The organism is Enterovirga aerilata, from assembly GCF_013044135.1.
GTDB classification, from domain to species: domain Bacteria; phylum Pseudomonadota; class Alphaproteobacteria; order Rhizobiales; family Beijerinckiaceae; genus Enterovirga; species Enterovirga aerilata.
On record NZ_JABEPP010000002.1, the window covers coordinates 679,896 to 695,199 of the forward strand.

Annotated in this window: 15 protein-coding genes; 6 read left to right on the top strand and 9 right to left on the bottom strand. The window is 67.0% G+C overall.

Going from position 1 to position 15,304, the window contains the following annotated elements; all coding sequences use genetic code 11:
* The 4 genes from fdhE to fdnG form a co-directional block, all read right to left on the bottom strand.
* A complete protein-coding gene (fdhE, locus tag HJG44_RS08575) occupies nucleotides 1-918 on the bottom strand; it encodes a formate dehydrogenase accessory protein FdhE (RefSeq protein WP_171217912.1) in 918 nt (305 codons plus the stop codon).
* Between the two features lie 72 nt (nucleotides 919-990).
* Nucleotides 991-1,683, bottom strand: coding sequence for a formate dehydrogenase subunit gamma (locus HJG44_RS08580; protein WP_171217913.1), 693 nt, complete (start codon nucleotides 1,681-1,683; stop codon nucleotides 991-993).
* Entirely contained in the window at nucleotides 1,680-2,633 is a 954-nt protein-coding gene (gene fdxH / locus HJG44_RS08585; RefSeq protein ID WP_171217914.1) for a formate dehydrogenase subunit beta, read from the bottom strand. Before fdxH ends, HJG44_RS08580 begins: the two co-directional genes overlap by 4 nt.
* A gap of 11 nt (nucleotides 2,634-2,644) precedes the next feature.
* Nucleotides 2,645-5,728: a formate dehydrogenase-N subunit alpha gene (gene fdnG / locus HJG44_RS08590; protein ID WP_171217915.1), complete on the bottom strand. Its 3,084-nt coding sequence runs from the start codon at nucleotides 5,726-5,728 to the stop codon at nucleotides 2,645-2,647.
* A 214-nt stretch (nucleotides 5,729-5,942) separates the two neighbouring features.
* Between fdnG and HJG44_RS08595 the strand changes: the two genes are divergently transcribed.
* The 6 genes from HJG44_RS08595 to HJG44_RS08620 all read left to right on the top strand — a co-directional run bounded on the left by HJG44_RS08595 (nucleotide 5,943) and on the right by HJG44_RS08620 (nucleotide 11,290).
* A complete protein-coding gene (locus tag HJG44_RS08595; RefSeq protein ID WP_171217916.1) occupies nucleotides 5,943-6,485 on the top strand; it encodes a TlpA family protein disulfide reductase in 543 nt (180 codons plus the stop codon).
* Nucleotides 6,485-7,579 (top strand): transglutaminase domain-containing protein, encoded by a 1,095-nt coding sequence (locus HJG44_RS08600; RefSeq protein ID WP_171218212.1) that lies wholly within the window; start codon nucleotides 6,485-6,487, stop codon nucleotides 7,577-7,579. Before HJG44_RS08595 ends, HJG44_RS08600 begins: the two co-directional genes overlap by 1 nt.
* Nucleotides 7,580-7,625: 46 nt before the next feature.
* Nucleotides 7,626-8,777, top strand: coding sequence for a cysteine desulfurase family protein (locus HJG44_RS08605; protein ID WP_171217917.1), 1,152 nt, complete (start codon nucleotides 7,626-7,628; stop codon nucleotides 8,775-8,777).
* Nucleotides 8,778-8,788: 11 nt separating this feature from the next.
* Nucleotides 8,789-9,832: a selenide, water dikinase SelD gene (gene selD, locus HJG44_RS08610; RefSeq protein ID WP_171217918.1), complete on the top strand. Its 1,044-nt coding sequence runs from the start codon at nucleotides 8,789-8,791 to the stop codon at nucleotides 9,830-9,832.
* Nucleotides 9,833-9,890: 58 nt separating this feature from the next.
* Entirely contained in the window at nucleotides 9,891-10,196 is a 306-nt protein-coding gene (locus tag HJG44_RS08615; protein WP_171217919.1) for a hypothetical protein, read from the top strand.
* A 98-nt stretch (nucleotides 10,197-10,294) separates the two neighbouring features.
* Nucleotides 10,295-11,290: a substrate-binding domain-containing protein gene (locus HJG44_RS08620; RefSeq protein WP_171217920.1), complete on the top strand. Its 996-nt coding sequence runs from the start codon at nucleotides 10,295-10,297 to the stop codon at nucleotides 11,288-11,290.
* A gap of 49 nt (nucleotides 11,291-11,339) precedes the next feature.
* Here HJG44_RS08620 and HJG44_RS08625 read toward each other — a convergent pair whose 3' ends face one another.
* The 5 genes from HJG44_RS08625 to HJG44_RS08645 form a co-directional block, all read right to left on the bottom strand.
* On the bottom strand, nucleotides 11,340-12,107 hold the full coding sequence (locus HJG44_RS08625; protein ID WP_171217921.1) for an ATP-binding cassette domain-containing protein: 768 nt from the start codon (nucleotides 12,105-12,107) through the stop codon (nucleotides 11,340-11,342).
* Nucleotides 12,104-13,120, bottom strand: a complete 1,017-nt coding sequence (locus HJG44_RS08630) for a FecCD family ABC transporter permease (protein WP_171217922.1) — start codon at nucleotides 13,118-13,120, stop codon at nucleotides 12,104-12,106. The genes HJG44_RS08625 and HJG44_RS08630 overlap by 4 nt, the downstream gene beginning before the upstream one ends.
* Nucleotides 13,117-14,148, bottom strand: coding sequence for an iron ABC transporter substrate-binding protein (locus HJG44_RS08635; protein ID WP_171218213.1), 1,032 nt, complete (start codon nucleotides 14,146-14,148; stop codon nucleotides 13,117-13,119). Before HJG44_RS08635 ends, HJG44_RS08630 begins: the two co-directional genes overlap by 4 nt.
* A 10-nt stretch (nucleotides 14,149-14,158) precedes the next feature.
* Nucleotides 14,159-14,365, bottom strand: a complete 207-nt coding sequence (locus tag HJG44_RS08640; protein WP_171217923.1) for a TOBE domain-containing protein — start codon at nucleotides 14,363-14,365, stop codon at nucleotides 14,159-14,161.
* 368 nt (nucleotides 14,366-14,733) lie between these two features.
* A complete protein-coding gene (locus HJG44_RS08645) occupies nucleotides 14,734-15,201 on the bottom strand; it encodes a hypothetical protein (RefSeq protein WP_171217924.1) in 468 nt (155 codons plus the stop codon).
* Nucleotides 15,202-15,304 lie beyond the last annotated feature (103 nt).

Consider the following 15,304-nt stretch of genomic DNA (forward strand, 5'->3'; position numbering starts at 1 on the left):
TCAATAGCCCGTGAGGAGCGGGTTCACGCCCGACCGGCGATAGCCGGCCTCCGCAACCAGGAGATCGAGCGCAAGCGAGCCGACATCGTCCGCAACGGGGTCGAGCGCCGGGTCCTTCACCTCGTGGAAGACCTTCAGATAGCTGCGGCAGGTGTCGCAGGACTCGGCCTTGATCGTGTCCGGACCGCCCTCGATCTCCTGGTAGGCGATGCCCTCCGTCCCGCCGCAGGCCGTGCAGCGGACGCGGACGTAGTTCCACGACGTGCTGCAGAGCGAGCACGTGCAGTAGCGCGCACCGTGAGCGCCGTGCCAGCCGACCACGCTGGAGCTGACCGGCGCGCTGCCGCAGACCGGACAGAGGCATTCTTCCAGAGTGGTCAGGGCGCCGACCGGGAGTGCGCCGGCGACACAGGCCGCGACCACCTGGAGCGCTGCGGCGACCAGGACGTGCTCGGCGACTTCTTCGAAGGGCACCGCGTTGTCGAGGACTGCCTGGGCCATTTGGGCGCGCTCGACAGGGCCGGTGGCGCTCACGACGGCAAGCGCTGCGCGCGCCGCCTCGGGCATGGTTGCGCTCTCCAGCCGCGCGACGATGCCATCGACCGTATCGCTCACGGCCGGCTCGCGCGCCAGCCGGCTCCTGTCGAGCGCGGGCATGCGGAACTCGCGCGAGCGGCGAAGCTCGTCGGCCGCGGGCAAGACAGGAGCGGGCTGGACAGGTTTAACTCGATCCTGGGCGGCCGCGAGATCCGCCAGGAAGGCCAGGTAGGGTTCGAGCTGGTGGCCTGCGGACAGCGCACGTAACCGCTCGGCGCGGCGCCGAAACAGGCTTGCCGGATCCGGAAGGCGGACGGGCGGCGGGGTCGAGACCCCGCCGGACATCACCGGACTGGTGGCCGGCCCATAGACTTGCGACATTGAAAGACCTCACGAACCACACGGGCCACGTGGGACACCGCTCCACGGGCCGGAGTGCCGGCCCGCCTGACCTCATTGTGCGGGCGTCACGCCCTCTCTGCGCCTCTCGCGACCTGTCACCATGTCGCGCAGCCACTTGCGATGATGCCGCCAGGCCCAGCCGCCCGTGACATAGCCGCGGGTCATCGCCCGAAGGGTTCCGCGCACCCAGACGGCCGCGTAGGCGTGCAGGATCCAGATCGAGATCATACCGACCGCCAGCAGCGCGTGGGCGAGTATCGCGGCGCGCTTCTGCGGGATCGTGGTCCACCCGTAGAAATACTGGTCCCAGATCACGAGGCCGGTCAGGAACAGGGCCGGAACGAGCAGCCCGAAGGACCAGAAGACGAATTTCTGGCCGGCATTGTAGCGCCCGACCTCCGGCACGTTGCCTTCGTCGCCGCTGAGGATGGCCTTGCCTTCCTTCAGCCAGGCGATGTCGGTCCTGTCCGGCAGGTTGTAGGGCAGGAACCGGAGGAACATCACGAGCCACGCCAGCATGAGCACCACCCCGACCCAGGGATGGAGCCAGCGCGTGGTCTGGCCGCCGCCGAAGAGGGCCGTGAGCCAGTACAGGCTGGGGTGGAACAGGGCGAGCCCGGTCAGCGCCAGAAGGACGAAGCTCCCCGCGAGCGTCCAGTGGTTGAGGCGCGTCAGCGCCGAGTAGCGGCTGACGGTCACCTTCGGCTCCGCCCGCGAGGGGGCCTCCCGGATCGAGGCGCTCATGCGACCCTCCCGTCAGTCGCCTTGCCCTCAGCGAAGCGGGCGGCTTCCTCCTCGTCGTGCTCGGTCACCTTGTTGGGGCCGGCCACGAGATGGTGGACGAAGCCCGCCGCCGCCGTGAGCCCGATCAGGGCAAGGCCGGCATACTTGGTCATCCCCTTCCAGGCCTCCACGAGGGGGCTGATGCGGGGATTGTCCGGTAGGCCCGCATAGAGCGACGGCTTGTCGTTGTGGTGCAGCACGTACATGACATGCGTGCCGCCGACGCCCGGCGGGTCGTAGAGCCCCGCATTCTTGAAGCCGCGCGACTTCAGGTCGGCGATGCGCTTGTCGGCGTGCTGCTTCATCTCCTCCTTGGTGCCGAACACGATCGCCTGGGTCGGGCACGCCTTGGCGCAGGCCGGTCCTTGGCCAACGGCCACCCGGTCCGAGCAGAGCGAGCACTTGTAGGCCTTGTGGTCGACCTTGGAGATGCGCGGGATGTTGAAGGGGCAGCCCTTCACGCAATAGCCGCAGCCGATGCAGTGGTTGCGATCGAAATCGACGATGCCGTTCGTGTACTGCACGATGGCGCCCGGGGCCGGGCAGGCCTTGAGGCAGCCCGGATCGGCGCAATGCATGCAGCCGTCCTTGCGGATGAGCCACTCGAGATTGTCAGTCTCGGGATTCACCCACTCGGTGAACCGCATCAATGTCCAAGAAGCTGGCGTGAGATCGTGCGGGTTCTCGTAGACCCCCGTATTGACCCCAACCTCCTCGCGGAGGTTGTTCCACTCAAGGCATGCCGATTGGCACGCCTTGCAGCCGATGCATTTCGAGACGTCGATCAGCTTTGCGACCGGCGTGAGCTGCCGGTCCGGGTGCTGCGGCCCCGACGCGGAGCGCCGCAGCAGGTCCTTGTCGCCGTAGGACGCTGGCGTCGGCGCGACGGGAGGGTTGGTCGTGATTGCCATGGCCATCCTCCCTATGCGACCGCCGGCGGCGTGGTGGGTTCGATGTTCACGAGGAACGCCTTGAACTCCGGCGTCTCGATATTGGCGTCACCCACGAAGGGGGTGAGCGCGTTCGGACCGAACCCCTCCTTCGCGGCTCCGGTGAAGCCCCAGTGGAGGGGAATGCCCACCACATGGACGGGCTTGCCGTCGCAGATCAGCGGCCGGATGCGCTTCGTCACCACGGCCTTGGCCTTGATGGAACCGCGTTTCGACCAGACCCGCACCCAGCCGCCGGGCTGAATGCTTTTCTCCCTTGCGAGCTCCTCCGAGATCTCGACGAAGAATTCGGGCTGTAGAACCGCGTTCACCCAGACGTGCTTCGTCCAGAAGTGGAAGTGCTCGGTGAGCCGGTAGGACGTCGCCGCGTAGGGGAATTCCGTAGCGTCGCCGAACTGGGTCATGTCGTTCTTGAAGACGCGGGCGACCGGATTGCCCCGGATCTTCGGCGCGATCACGTTCGCGATCGGCGCCTCGAACGGCTCGTAGTGCACCGGGAAAGGCCCTTCCCGCATCATGCCCCGGGTGAAGAGGCGCGAGACGCCCTCCGGGTTCATGATGAAGGGTCCGACCTCCCGCGGCTTCGCGGTCGGGGCGATATCCGGCACGTCGTAGCCAGACCACCGTGTCCCGTCCCACTCGATGAGCTTGCGGGACGGATCCCAGGCCTTGCCGTCGAGGTCCGCCGACGCCCTGTTGTACAGGATGCGGCGGTTCGCCGGCCAGGAGAAGGCCCAGTTCGGGTGGGCGCCGGTGTTGTCGCGGTCGGTGTTGTCCCGCCGCGCCATCATGTTGCCCGCCTCCGTGTAGCAACCGGAATAGATCCAGCAGCCGCAGGCCGTGGTGCCGTCATCGCGCAGGACGCCGAACCCGGCGACCTGCTTGCCTTTTTCCAACACGACCTTTGTCGGGTCGGCCGGATCGTAGACCGTCTCGAGGACGTAGCCGTTGAGCTCCTTGGCGATCTCGACGGGATGCGGCTCGCCTTGATCCTTGTAGGGCCAGTGCAGGTTGGCGATCGGATCCGGGAAGGCGCCGCCTTCCTTGGCATAGAGCGCCTTCAGCCGAAGGTGGATCTGCGCCATGATCCAGGTATCGTGCTTCGCCTCGCCCGGCGGGGTCGCGCCCGGCCAGTGCCACTGCAGCCAGCGGCCGGAATTGACGAGGGCACCCTCGTCCTCCGCGAAGCACGTCGTCGGGAGCTGGATCACCTCCGTCTGGATCGACTTCGGATCGACGTCGTTAATCTCGCCGTGCTTCTCCCAGAACCGCGACGTCTCCGTCTCCAGCGGATCCATCGTGATGAGGTACTTCAGCTTGGACAGGCCCCGGATCAGCTTCGCCTTGTTCGGCATCGACTGGAGCGGGTTGAAGCCCTGGCAGACATACCCGTTCATCTTGCCTTCGTGCATCAGCTCGAAGGCGCGGAGCATGTCGTAGGCTGGGACGTCGAGCTTCGGCAGGTATTCGAAAGCCCAGTTGTTGTCCTTCGTGGCGGCGGAGCCCCACATGGCCTTCTGGAAGCTGACGAAGAACTTGCCGTAGTTCTGCCAGTAGCTCATCTGGTTGGGCCGGAGCGGCTTGAAGCCGCGCGAGCCCATGTAGGTCTGGAAGTCGACCTCCCTTTCAGTCGGGATCGTGAGGTATCCCGGGATGAGGTTGGACATTAGCCCGACATCGGTCAGGCCCTGGATGTTCGAGTGGCCGCGCAGGGCGTTCATGCCGCCGCCGCGGATGCCGATGTTTCCCAGGATGAGCTGGAGCATCGCCATCGAGCGGATGTTCTGCGAGCCCTTCGAGTGCTGCGTCCAGCCGAGCGCGTACATCGACGTCATCGCCTTTTGGGGCGAGGACGTCTCCGAAATCATCTGCGCTACCTTCAGGAACTTGTCCTTCGGGGTACCGCAAATCCGCTCGACCATCTCGGGCGTGTACTGGGCGACGTGCTGCTTCAGCAGGTTCCAGACGCAGCGCGGGTTCTGCAGCGTCTCGTCCACCAGCGCGTAGCCGTCCGGCCCGATTTGGTAGTCCCACTCGCTGCGGTTGTAATCGCGCTTGCTCTCGTCATAGCCGACGAAAAGGCCGTCGGAATACGAGAAGCCGTCCTTCACAAGGTAGCTCGCGTTGGTGAAGGCCTTCACGTAGTCCCACTGCACCTTGTCGTTATCGATGCAATACTTGATCACGCCGAGCAGGAAGGCGATGTCCGTGCCCTGCCGGATCGGGGCATAGAAATCCGCCACCGAAGCCGAGCGGGTGAACCGCGGATCGACGACGATCAGCTTCGCGCCCCGGTTGGCTTTCGCCTCCGTGACCCACTTGAAACCACACGGGTGCGCCTCGGCGGCGTTTCCACCCATGATGACGACGAGATCCGTGTTCTGGATGTCGGTCCAGGAATTCGTCATCGCGCCACGGCCAAAAGTCGGGCCCAAACTGGACACCGTGGGGCCGTGTCAAACTCTCGCTTGGTTGTCGAAGACCAGCATTCCGGCGCTTCGGACCACCTTGTAGGTGACGAAGGCCGTCTCGTTCGTGGTGGCAGAGGCGGCGAGGAAGCCGGTCGTCGTCCACCGGTTGACCGTGACGCCGTCGTTGTTCTTGGCGACGAAGTTCTGGTCGCGGTCGTCCTTCATGAGGCGGGCGATGCGGTCCAGCGCCTGGTCCCAGGAGACCCGCTCGAACTTGTCCGAACCCGGCTTGCGGATCATCGGGTACTTCAGCCGCGTCTCGGCCTTCGCGAAATCGAGCAGCGCCGCGCCCTTCGGGCAGAGCGTGCCGCGGTTGGTCGGGTGATCGACATCGCCCTCGATGTGGACCAGTTCCGCCTTCTCGCCTTTCCGGAGATCGCCCTTCGAGTAAGTGATGATCCCGCAGGCAACCGAGCAGTAGGGGCAGGTGTTGCGGGTCTCGACCATCGTGGTGAGCTTGAAGGCTCGGATGGAGGAGGCATGCGCTGCCTCGATCCCGCCAAAGCCGAAGGCTCCGATTGCCGTCCCGGCGACGCCTGCTCCCGCGGAGCGCAGGAACGCGCGCCGTGAGAGCTCCATGTTCATCTCAGGAGGTCCTCCCAGAAACGTCTCTCGACGGAGACTGTGATCCCACGGCGATCCTAGTTCGGAATCGCTCTAGGTCAAAGATAAATGCCGCAGCGACATCTTGAATATGCGACTTTGGTACATGCTTGACCCGACCGGCGGATTCTGAGTAGCTCGGGACGTGTCCATCAGCTGGGCTCCCGCGTCGCGGGGCTGTGCATTCTCGGCCTTCTTGGCCAGCCTCCCCGTCGTGGCTGCCCTGTGCCTGTCCGCTCCGGCGCGCGCCGAGCCCGGCTTCTGCATGAGCCGGGCGGCGAAGGTTGACGGCTTCTCGCTTCCGAACGTGGCGGGCGACACGGTCGCGCTGGCCGCGAAGCCTGAGCGGGCCACCATCGTTCATTTCTTCGCGACCTGGTGCGTGTCCTGCCGTCCGGAGTTGGAGAGCCTGAACACGCTCGCGGCGCAGGACCCGGACAGGTTACGGGTCCTGTCGATCAGCGTGGCCGAGCCCGCGATGCGGTTGAAGCGCTATTTCGACGGCTTCGCCCCTCGTTTCGAGATCCTGCTGGACGAGAGCCGCGCTGTCGCGCGCGCCTGGTCCGTCCACGCGCTTCCGGCAACCTTCGTGCTCGACCGCGAGCTTCGCCCGGTCCTTCAAGTGCGCGGAGAACTCGACTGGGGAAGCGCGCCCGTTCGGGACGAGTTGGAGCGTGTCGCGGCCGGCGCGCCGCTCCGATCACCAACCTGTCAGAACAATGAAGGAGGGGGAACATGATCCATCGCAGACATTTTCTCGGCACAACGGCCGCCGCGGCTGTCCTCGGAGCCCTTGGCAGCGCTCGTGCCAGCGGAGCCGTCTTCGCACCGAAGCCTGGCGCGTGGCGCACTTTCGAGGTGAAGACCCGCATCGAACTCGCCTCGGGCGAGTCCCAGGCCTGGGTGCCAGTCCCATCCGTGAACGAGTCGGACTGGTTCCGCTCAATGGCAAGCACCTGGACCACCAACGGGGCCGATGCCGCCCTGAAGAAGGATCCGAAATATGGCGCCGAGTTCGTCCATGTGACCTTCCCGGGCTCGGTGGCGTCGCCGTTCGTCGAGGTGGCGAGCCGGGTGCAGACCCGCGACCGGCTTGTCGACCTCGGCAAGGCGGACCCGGCCGTCCGGCCCCTCTCCGATGCGGACCGGAAGCTCTACCTGGAAGCTACCGACCTCATCCCGACCGGCGGGATCGTGAAGGAAACCGCCGACAAGATCGTCGCCGGCAAGGATGGCGAGTTGGAGAAGGCGCGCGCGATCTACGAGTGGGTCGTCGAGAACACGTTCCGCAACGCCGCGACGCGCGGCTGCGGCATCGGTGATATCGCGGCCATGCTGAAGAGCGGCGATCTCGGCGGCAAATGCGCCGACCTCAACGCGCTCTTCGTCGGCCTAGCCCGCGCCGCCGGACTGCCGGCGCGCGATGTCTATGGCCTCAGGCTCGCGCCGTCGAAGTTCGGCTACAAGAGCCTGGGAGCCGGAAGCGAGATCGTCACAAAGGCGCAGCATTGCCGGGCCGAGGTGTTCCTGTCCGGCTTCGGCTGGGTTCCGGCGGATCCAGCGGACGTGCGCAAGGTCGCCCTGGAGGAGCCTCCGGGCAAGCTGTCGCTCTCCGACGAGAAAGTGCTGGCGGCACGCAAGGCCCTGTTCGGCGCCTGGGAGGGGAACTGGCTCGCCTACAACTTCGCGCACGACCTCGCGCTGCCCGGAGCGGCGGGGCCGAAGCTCGAGTTCCTCATGTACCCGCAGGCCGAGATCAAGACTGCCCGGCTCGACTGCCTCGACCCGGATAGCTTCAGATACGTCATCCGCGCCAGTGAGGTGGCCGTCTAGGAAGGCTAACGGCGGACCTCCTCGAAATCCGCCCGGGCTCGATGCCATGCGGCCGATCTATCTCGACCATAACGGCACGACGCCGGTCGATCCGGAGGTGCTGGAGGCGATGCTGCCGTATCTCCGCGCGGAATACGGCAACGCCTCCACCACGCATCCGCTCGGCCAGCGGGCAAGGCGTGCGGTGGAGAGGGCGCGCGAGCAGGTCGCGTCCCTGATCGGGGCCGAGCCCGGCGAGGTCGTCTTCACGAGTGGCGGCACGGAAGCCAGCAACATGGCGATCCGCGGCGCGGCCGCGCTCCGGCCGGAGCGCTCCGGCATCGTCACGACGGCCATCGAACATCCCGCGACCGAGGAATGCTGCAGCCTGCTCGAACGGGGCGGGCGCCGGGTGACGCGGGCGAGGGCCTCCTCGGATGGCCGGGTAGCGGCGGAAGCTATGACCTCCGCCATCGGGCCGGAGACGGCGCTCGTCACGATCATCCATGCCCAGAACGAGATCGGCACGCTTCAGCCGGTGGCGGAGGTCGCGCGCGGTGCTCACGCCGTCGGCGCTCTGGTCCATGCCGACACGGCGCAGTCGGTCGGCAAGGTGCCGGTCGATGTCAGAGCGCTCGGGGTCGATCTCCTGTCGATCGCCGGGCACAAGCTCTACGCTCCGAAAGGCATCGGTGCGCTCTACACGCGCGCTGGGATCGAGCTTCCGCCGCTTCTGGTCGGTGCAGGCCAGGAGCGCGGCCGGCGCCCCGGCACGGAGAACGTCGCCTTCATCGCGGGCCTCGGTGAGGCCTGCCGCATCGCGATGTCGCGCTTATCGGAGGATGCCGAGCGGATGCGCAGGCTTGCGCAAGCGCTGCTGGACGCACTCCGCCAGGCAGTGCCGGATCTGTTGCTGGTCGGTGAGGCCGCGGAGCGGCTTCCGAACACCCTGAACGTCATCTTCCCGAACGTCTCCGGCCGACAACTTCTGGAAAGCTGCCCGGCCGTCATCGCCTCGAACGGCTCGGCCTGCCATGCGGGCGACGAGACGCCCTCGGCCATTCTCACGGCGCTCGGGTTGCCATCCGACCAAGCGCTCGGGGCAGTGCGGCTCTCGCTCGGCCGCACGTCGAGCCCCGAGGAGGTCGCGGCCGCCGCGGCAGCGCTCGCCTCCACCTGGTCGCGCCTTGCCGCGCATCCCGCCGTGGCGGTCGCCTGAAGGAAACACGCATGGGTCACCACGATGTCCGCCTTACGAGCCTTGCCCATGGCGGCGGCTGCGGCTGCAAGCTCGCCCCGTCCGTTTTGCAGGAACTGCTCGGAAAGGCGGAGACGCAGCCCTTCCGCCAGCTTCTGGTAGGGACGGAGACCGGCGACGACGCCGCCGTTTGGCAAGTGGACGACAACACCTGCATCATCGCCACCACCGACTTCTTCATGCCGGTCGTGGACGATCCCTTCGATTTCGGCCGCATCGCCGCGACTAACGCCATCTCCGATGTCTACGCGATGGGCGGAAAGCCCGTCATGGCGCTCGCGATCCTCGGCATCCCGGTCGACAAGATCGCGCCCGAAACCGTTCGGCGCATCCTGGAGGGTGGGCGCTCGGTCTGTTCGGATGCGGGGATCCCGGTTGCGGGCGGTCATTCGATCGACTCGCCCGAGCCGATCTATGGCCTTGCAGTCATAGGCACCTGCCGGCCGGAAGACGTGCGCAGGAATTCCGGCGCGAAGCCGGGCGACGCCCTGATCCTGACAAAGGGGCTCGGTGTCGGCCTCTATTCCGCCGCCTTCAAGAAGGGCGAGCTGTCGCCAGCCGGTTACGACGAGCTGATCGGCACGACCACGCTCCTCAACCGCATCGGCTTCGAACTCGCGCGCGACCCCGACGTGCATGCGGTGACGGACGTGACGGGGTTCGGGCTTCTCGGCCACGGGCTGGAGATGGCGCGCGGATCGGGCGCTCGCCTCATCGTCGAAGCCGACAGAGTCCCGCTGTTGCAGCAGGCGGCGGCGCTGGCGGAAGGTGGTTTCGTGACCGGCGCATCGAACCGCAACTGGGCGAGCTATGGCGGGGAGGTGGAGCTTCCGTCCGATCTCCCTGAATGGCGGCGGCACATCCTAACCGACCCGCAGACCTCGGGCGGCCTTCTCGTCGCATGCGCCGCGAACCGGGCCGCAGACCTCGTCGCGATGATCCGGGCCGCGGGATACGGCCTCGCCGCACGGATCGGCCATGTGAAAGAAGGGGCTGCCGGTATCGGCGTGTCGTAGCTGGCCGGAACACCTGCCACAACTTGGCGTTTCTTGACCGATCACGGAGGAAATGAACATGCGGGCAGGTTTGGTCTTCGCGTTGGCGGCAGCAGGTCTTGCATTCGCCCCTGCCGCAGCTTTCGCCCAGAACAGCAAGCCGGGCTGCACGACGGCCGCCCCGGCTCAGCCCGCGACCCCGCCCAGCCAGGGCAAGGACGCCGGAACGGCGCCGGGTGGTATGGGCACGAGCGGCTGGACCGGCGGGCTCGGCGGCGCCTATGTCGGGACCAACCCGCAAGGGTCCGCCTCCGGCTCGTCCTCCCAGCCGGCCACCGCCCAGGGGCTCGATCCGACCTCCGGCAAGAGCAACGCCGCCTGCTAGACTCCGGTTCAGGGTGCGCTCACACCCTCCGGCCCGGTTCGTGCAGATCAGCTGACACCTCGGTTTCTCTCACCGAGGGATCATGTACAGCTGAGCCGATGCCTCATTTCACGCTTAGCCTCAGCGGCTCCGTCGAGAAGCTCCCCGAGCGAGTAGCGCTGGACGATGTCGTGGCCCTCCTCGACGGCATCGTCCAGGAGCGAACGTTCCAGGCCGCAGCGGCCCGGCTCGGCCTATCATACCGGGCCGCTTGGCGTCTCCTCAGCCAAATCGAAGAGGGTCTCTGTCAGCCGCTGGTGCTGCGCACCAAGGGACACGGCAGTGCGCTGACCGCCTATGGCGAGGCGCTTCGGGCACGGCTCACCCAGACGATCGATCATTTCTCACCGCTCCTCGCGAAAGAGAGCGCCGAACTCGACCACGACCTGTCGATGGCCGTCGCCCAGATATCGCCGCTGCGGATCGCCATGAGCCACGACCCATGGCTCGCCGAAATCCTGTCCACGATGAGGGACGTAGACAGGCTGGTCGCCGGAAGCACGCTCGCCGCCCGTAGCCTCCTGGACGGCACTGCGGATGCGGCCGGCTTCCATTTCGGTTCGACGGACCGGAGCGAGGCGGGGGAGTTCGCCGCGATCCTGCAGAGCCCCGAGTTCCAGGTGCGGGCGCTCTTCGACAGGGGGCAGGGCCTGCTTGTCGCCACGGGGAACCCTCAAAAGGTCCGGTCGATTCCGGACCTGGCAAGGAAAGGGCTTCGCTTCGTCAACCGCCAGCGCGGTTCCGGCACCCGCCTCTGGTTCGACCAGCTCTTGGAGAAGGCCGGCCTGACCGGATCAGATATCCCGGGCTACGAGAACGAAGAGTTCACCCATCAGGCCGTGGGAGCGCTCGTCGCCTCCGGCGAGGCGGATGTCGGCATGGGCGTGAGGTCGGTTGCCGAGCGGTTCGGACTCGGCTTCGTGCCGATCGGCCGCGAGACGTACTTCCTGGCCTGGCGAACCGACTTCGCTCATCCGGCACTAGACACGATAGTCACGGCGGTGGGCCTGACCGACGGCCGTCCGGGTTACTTCAGGCCGACATCCGGCGACTGATCTGCGGACACCACTTCACCTCCGGGCCACAATGCGCGGCCGGGGCTCGTCAAGAGTGGTCCGGTACGAATGCGAGGTTCGGAGCCGACCCGACCTCCCGCACAGGTGCGTCGTAGAGGTTTTCGAGATGCGCTCGCGTCACCACCTCGGCTGCGGGCCCGTGCGCGAGGAGCCGGCCGGCCCGGAGCGTCGCGACCTCGTCCGCGACGCGCAAGGCGTGGTTCGGGTCGTGGGTCGTGAAGAGAACGGCGAGGCCGGCGCGCGTGAGAGACCTGATCTCCCCGAGCACCCGGCCCTGGTTGCCGAAATCGAGGCTGGCTGTCGGCTCGTCGAGGACGACGAGGCGCGGCTCCTGCGCCAGCGCGCGGGCGATCAGCACGAGTTGGCGCTCGCCTCCGGAGATCATGGTGTAGGGCCGCTCCGCGAGGCCGGTCAGGCCGAAGCGGTCGATGGCTCCTGCTGCGACCTCGCGGTCACGAGCGGACGGCTGGGTGAAGGGGCCGTGATGGGCGGTCCGCCCCATGAGGACGACATCCGCGACGGAGAACGCGAAGGTGCCGAGATGGACCTGCGGCACGTAGCCGATCAGCCGCGCCCGGTCCCGCACGGGCGTGCTGCCGAGCGGCCTGCCGTCTAGGAGCACCTCTCCGCCAAGCGGGGGGAGCAGCCCGAGCAGCGTCTTCAGCAGCGTGGTCTTGCCGCCGCCGTTCGGCCCCAGAAGGGCGAGCGCCCGGCCAGGCGTCAACGCGAGATCGACGTCTCGCCCGACCTCCCGGCCCGGATAGCCGAAGGCGAGCTGTCGCGCCTGGAGGATCACGACCAGCCGCCCCGCATGCGCGCGAGAAGCGCGATGAAGAAGGGCGTCCCGATCACGGCCGTGAGGATGCCGAGGGGGATCTCCACCGAGGCGGCCGTGCGGGCGACGGTGTCGATGAGAAGAAGGTAGGCGCCGCCGAGGATGGCAGCCGTGGGAAGGAGGCGCGGAAAGCTCGGGCCGACGAGGAAGCGCGCGAGATGCGGCACCACCAGCCCGACCCAGCCGACCACGCCCGATGCCGCGACGCTTGCCGAGGTCACGAGCGTCGCCGCCGCCACGATCGCTGCCCGCAGAGGGCCGGTCGCGACGCCGAGCGCACGCGCCTCCTCCTCGGGCAGCGACATCACGTTCATGCGCCAGCGCAGGAGCAGAAGGACCGCCGTGCCGCCGAGGATCGGGACAAGCAGGGTGAGGATGTCCGCCGGCGCGATCCCGGCGAGGCTGCCGAGCAGCCAGAATGTCATGGCCGGCAGTTGGTTGTAGGGATCGGCCAGGTACTTGATCAGGCCGATCCCCGCCCCGAGCAGCGCGCCCACGACGACGCCGGTCAGGACCATGGTGAGAACCGTGTCACCGCCGCGGAGGCCGGAGCCGATCACGTAGACGAGCCCGACGGCGAGGAGCCCACCCGCGAAACTGAGAAGCTCGATGCCGAGGATCGGCAGGGAGAAGAAGATGCCGATCACCGCGCCGAGTGCTGCGCCGGATGATGCGCCGAGGATGTCGGGCGAGACGAGCGGGTTCCGGAACAATCCCTGGAACGCCGTGCCGGCGCTGGCGAGCGCACTGCCGATCAGGATCGCGGCGAGCACGCGCGGGCCCCGGATCTGCAGCACCACCGCTTCGCTCGCGGCGGGAAGGCCGGAGGGCGTGTTCGTCAGCCGGGCGACGAGGATGCGAAGGAGGTCACCCGGCGGCACTGGATAGCGTCCAAGCGAGAAGGCGAGCGCGATCCCGGCGAGCAGCAGAGCGAGCGCCAGCGCCGGGCCGAGAAGGGGCGAGCGGTGCTTCATCCGCGTCCGGCCAGAACCCGGGCGATCCCCTCGTCGGATGGCGTCACGTGATAGAAGAGCCGGTAGAACGCCCGCGTCTCGGCCACGAGGTCCTCGGGAAAGAGCGCGGGATACAGGAGCTTGCCGAGCCAGATGAGCCCGATGAGGCGATTGACCGAGGGCGGGAAATCCACCCAGCCGAAGGGCAGCTTCGGCGACAGATGCACCCGCCCGTCGCGAACGGCCCTGACCGAGGCCCAGGCCGGATCCTGGCGGACGAAGGCCGCGAAGTCGCGGTCGATTGTGACGATGACCTCCGGATCCCAGGCGAGGACCTGCTCGAGCGACACGGTCGCGAGCCCGCCGCCGGTCCCGCCGGCGACGTTCACGGCCCCGAGCATGTCGAGGCTCTCGACATTGATGGAGCCGCCGCGGCCGGTCTCAAGGCCGCGGGGTCCCCGGGCGTAGTACACGCGGGGGCGGCGGTCCGCCGGCACCGTCGCGACCCGCTGCGCTATGTGGGCCAGCAGCGCTTCGGCATAGGTCGCCTTCTCCTCCGCGTCGCGTTCCCGGCCGAGGAGCCGGCCGAGCGTGCGATAGGTCTCGGCAGTCCGGGCGAGCGTGCCGTCGAGCAGCGCATAGGGGATGCCGGTCTGGCTCTGGACCCGCTCGGCCAGGGATACATAGGTCGGGCCGGTCGAGCCGACGTCGATGATCAGATCGGGCTTTGCCGCGAGCACGGCTTCCAGGTTCGCGCTGTTGCTCCGGCCCGTTATGCGGCCGATCTCGGGCCGGCCCCCGACATCCGGCAGCAGGAACTCGCGCTCTTCCGCCCGGTTCGCGCGCGGCCAGCCGAGCAGCAGGTCGGGTGCGAGCGTGTAGAGCAGGATCGCGGCCGGCGGTCCGGCTGGAAAGACGCGCTTGATCGTAGCCGGCCGGGCTACGCTGCGCCGAGCGGCGTCCTCGACAGCGGTTTCGGCGGCTTCCCCACCGACGGCAGCTAGCGCGGACGCCAAGCCGCCGAGCACGATCCGGCGATCAGGAAACATCTTCACGGGCCTAGTCGACGCCCACCATGACGTCGGACGCCTTCACGACGGCATAGGCCCCCATCCCGACCTTAAGCCCGAGCTCATCGACGGACTCATTGGTGATCGCGGCCGTGACGATCGTGCCGTTCACGTCGATCCGGACATGGGCGGTGGTCTGGCCCTTCGTGACCTCGACGATCTTGCCCTTCAGCCTGTTGCGCGCGCTCAGCCTCATGACCCACTCCATCTCCGTCGGGGGATGTCACAACCCGCAGCTTGCAAGTTCAATAGGAACTCACGTGCATATCGCTGATCGCACGCGTTTGCCCGCTTTGGAGCCAAGCTCTTTGGGCCGGGACTGACCGGCTTGGGCGCAAACCCGAATGCCCGGTTCCGGGCACGCTGCCGCTCGCGGCTTACCGGAAGCCGCAAGCGGCATGGCGGTAACGGCGTGGGTGAAGCCAACACCGCCCGAATAAGCCGGTCCGAGACCCGTTTTTGTGAAACGCGTTGCACGCTCGACGGATCAGGATGGGAGGTTCAGCGTCTTCAGATTGACCCGAAGGTTACTGCCGGGGCGCAGCCCACGGTCAATCGCACAGATCAGGGATAGGCATCCCCCTTAGGAGCGCGATTGATCAGGATCACGTCATCGACGTCGCGGGGGTCGTCGAGCTTGCCGTACCCTATGACCCAGAATTTGTCGGGACCGACGTCGTAGTAAGTCTGCCATCTCTTGCGGAACCGCTGCCGATATCCGCGGCGTCGGATTTGCCGAGCGAAGCGACAGAAGGTCAGCCGATCCTCCTCTGCCACCTTCTCGATCAGGCAGTACCAGTGCGGGTACTGGGGCATCGTCCTAGCGAAGCGCCATGGGTTCCCGGCTACAAACGCCAGGATTTCCTCTTCGGTCAGCTCGGGAAAGCGGAGCTGCGCTCCAACGGCGACTTCCGCCGCTACCTCGACTTGCCGAACCGTGATGCTGGGGTTCCTACCGGCCCCGTTCCATCGCTTCCGCGTCGTCTCCGCTTGCTCGGAAAGCGGACGGATCGATTGATCAGCGCGTTTCACTCAATTGCCCTTCGATCGCACCCGAGCAGTCAATGTAATCAGCGCCAAAATACAGTCTCAACACAAGCAAAATCAATACAAAATGATTTGTTGATCGCGATTA

Excerpts from the sequence above, each read along its gene's own strand:
- fdhE (WP_171217912.1), bottom strand. The coding sequence starts at position 918 with ATGTCGCAAGTCTATGGGCCGGCCACCAGTCCGGTGATGTCCGGCGGG.
- HJG44_RS08580 (WP_171217913.1), bottom strand. The coding sequence starts at position 1,683 with ATGAGCGCCTCGATCCGGGAGGCCCCCTCGCGGGCGGAGCCGAAGGTG.
- fdxH (WP_171217914.1), bottom strand. The coding sequence starts at position 2,633 with ATGGCAATCACGACCAACCCTCCCGTCGCGCCGACGCCAGCGTCCTAC.
- HJG44_RS08605 (WP_171217917.1), top strand. The coding sequence starts at position 7,626 with ATGCGGCCGATCTATCTCGACCATAACGGCACGACGCCGGTCGATCCG.
- selD (WP_171217918.1), top strand. The coding sequence starts at position 8,789 with ATGGGTCACCACGATGTCCGCCTTACGAGCCTTGCCCATGGCGGCGGC.
- HJG44_RS08615 (WP_171217919.1), top strand. The coding sequence starts at position 9,891 with ATGCGGGCAGGTTTGGTCTTCGCGTTGGCGGCAGCAGGTCTTGCATTC.
- HJG44_RS08620 (WP_171217920.1), top strand. The coding sequence starts at position 10,295 with ATGCCTCATTTCACGCTTAGCCTCAGCGGCTCCGTCGAGAAGCTCCCC.
- HJG44_RS08630 (WP_171217922.1), bottom strand. The coding sequence starts at position 13,120 with ATGAAGCACCGCTCGCCCCTTCTCGGCCCGGCGCTGGCGCTCGCTCTG.
- HJG44_RS08635 (WP_171218213.1), bottom strand. The coding sequence starts at position 14,148 with ATGTTTCCTGATCGCCGGATCGTGCTCGGCGGCTTGGCGTCCGCGCTA.
- HJG44_RS08640 (WP_171217923.1), bottom strand. The coding sequence starts at position 14,365 with ATGAGGCTGAGCGCGCGCAACAGGCTGAAGGGCAAGATCGTCGAGGTC.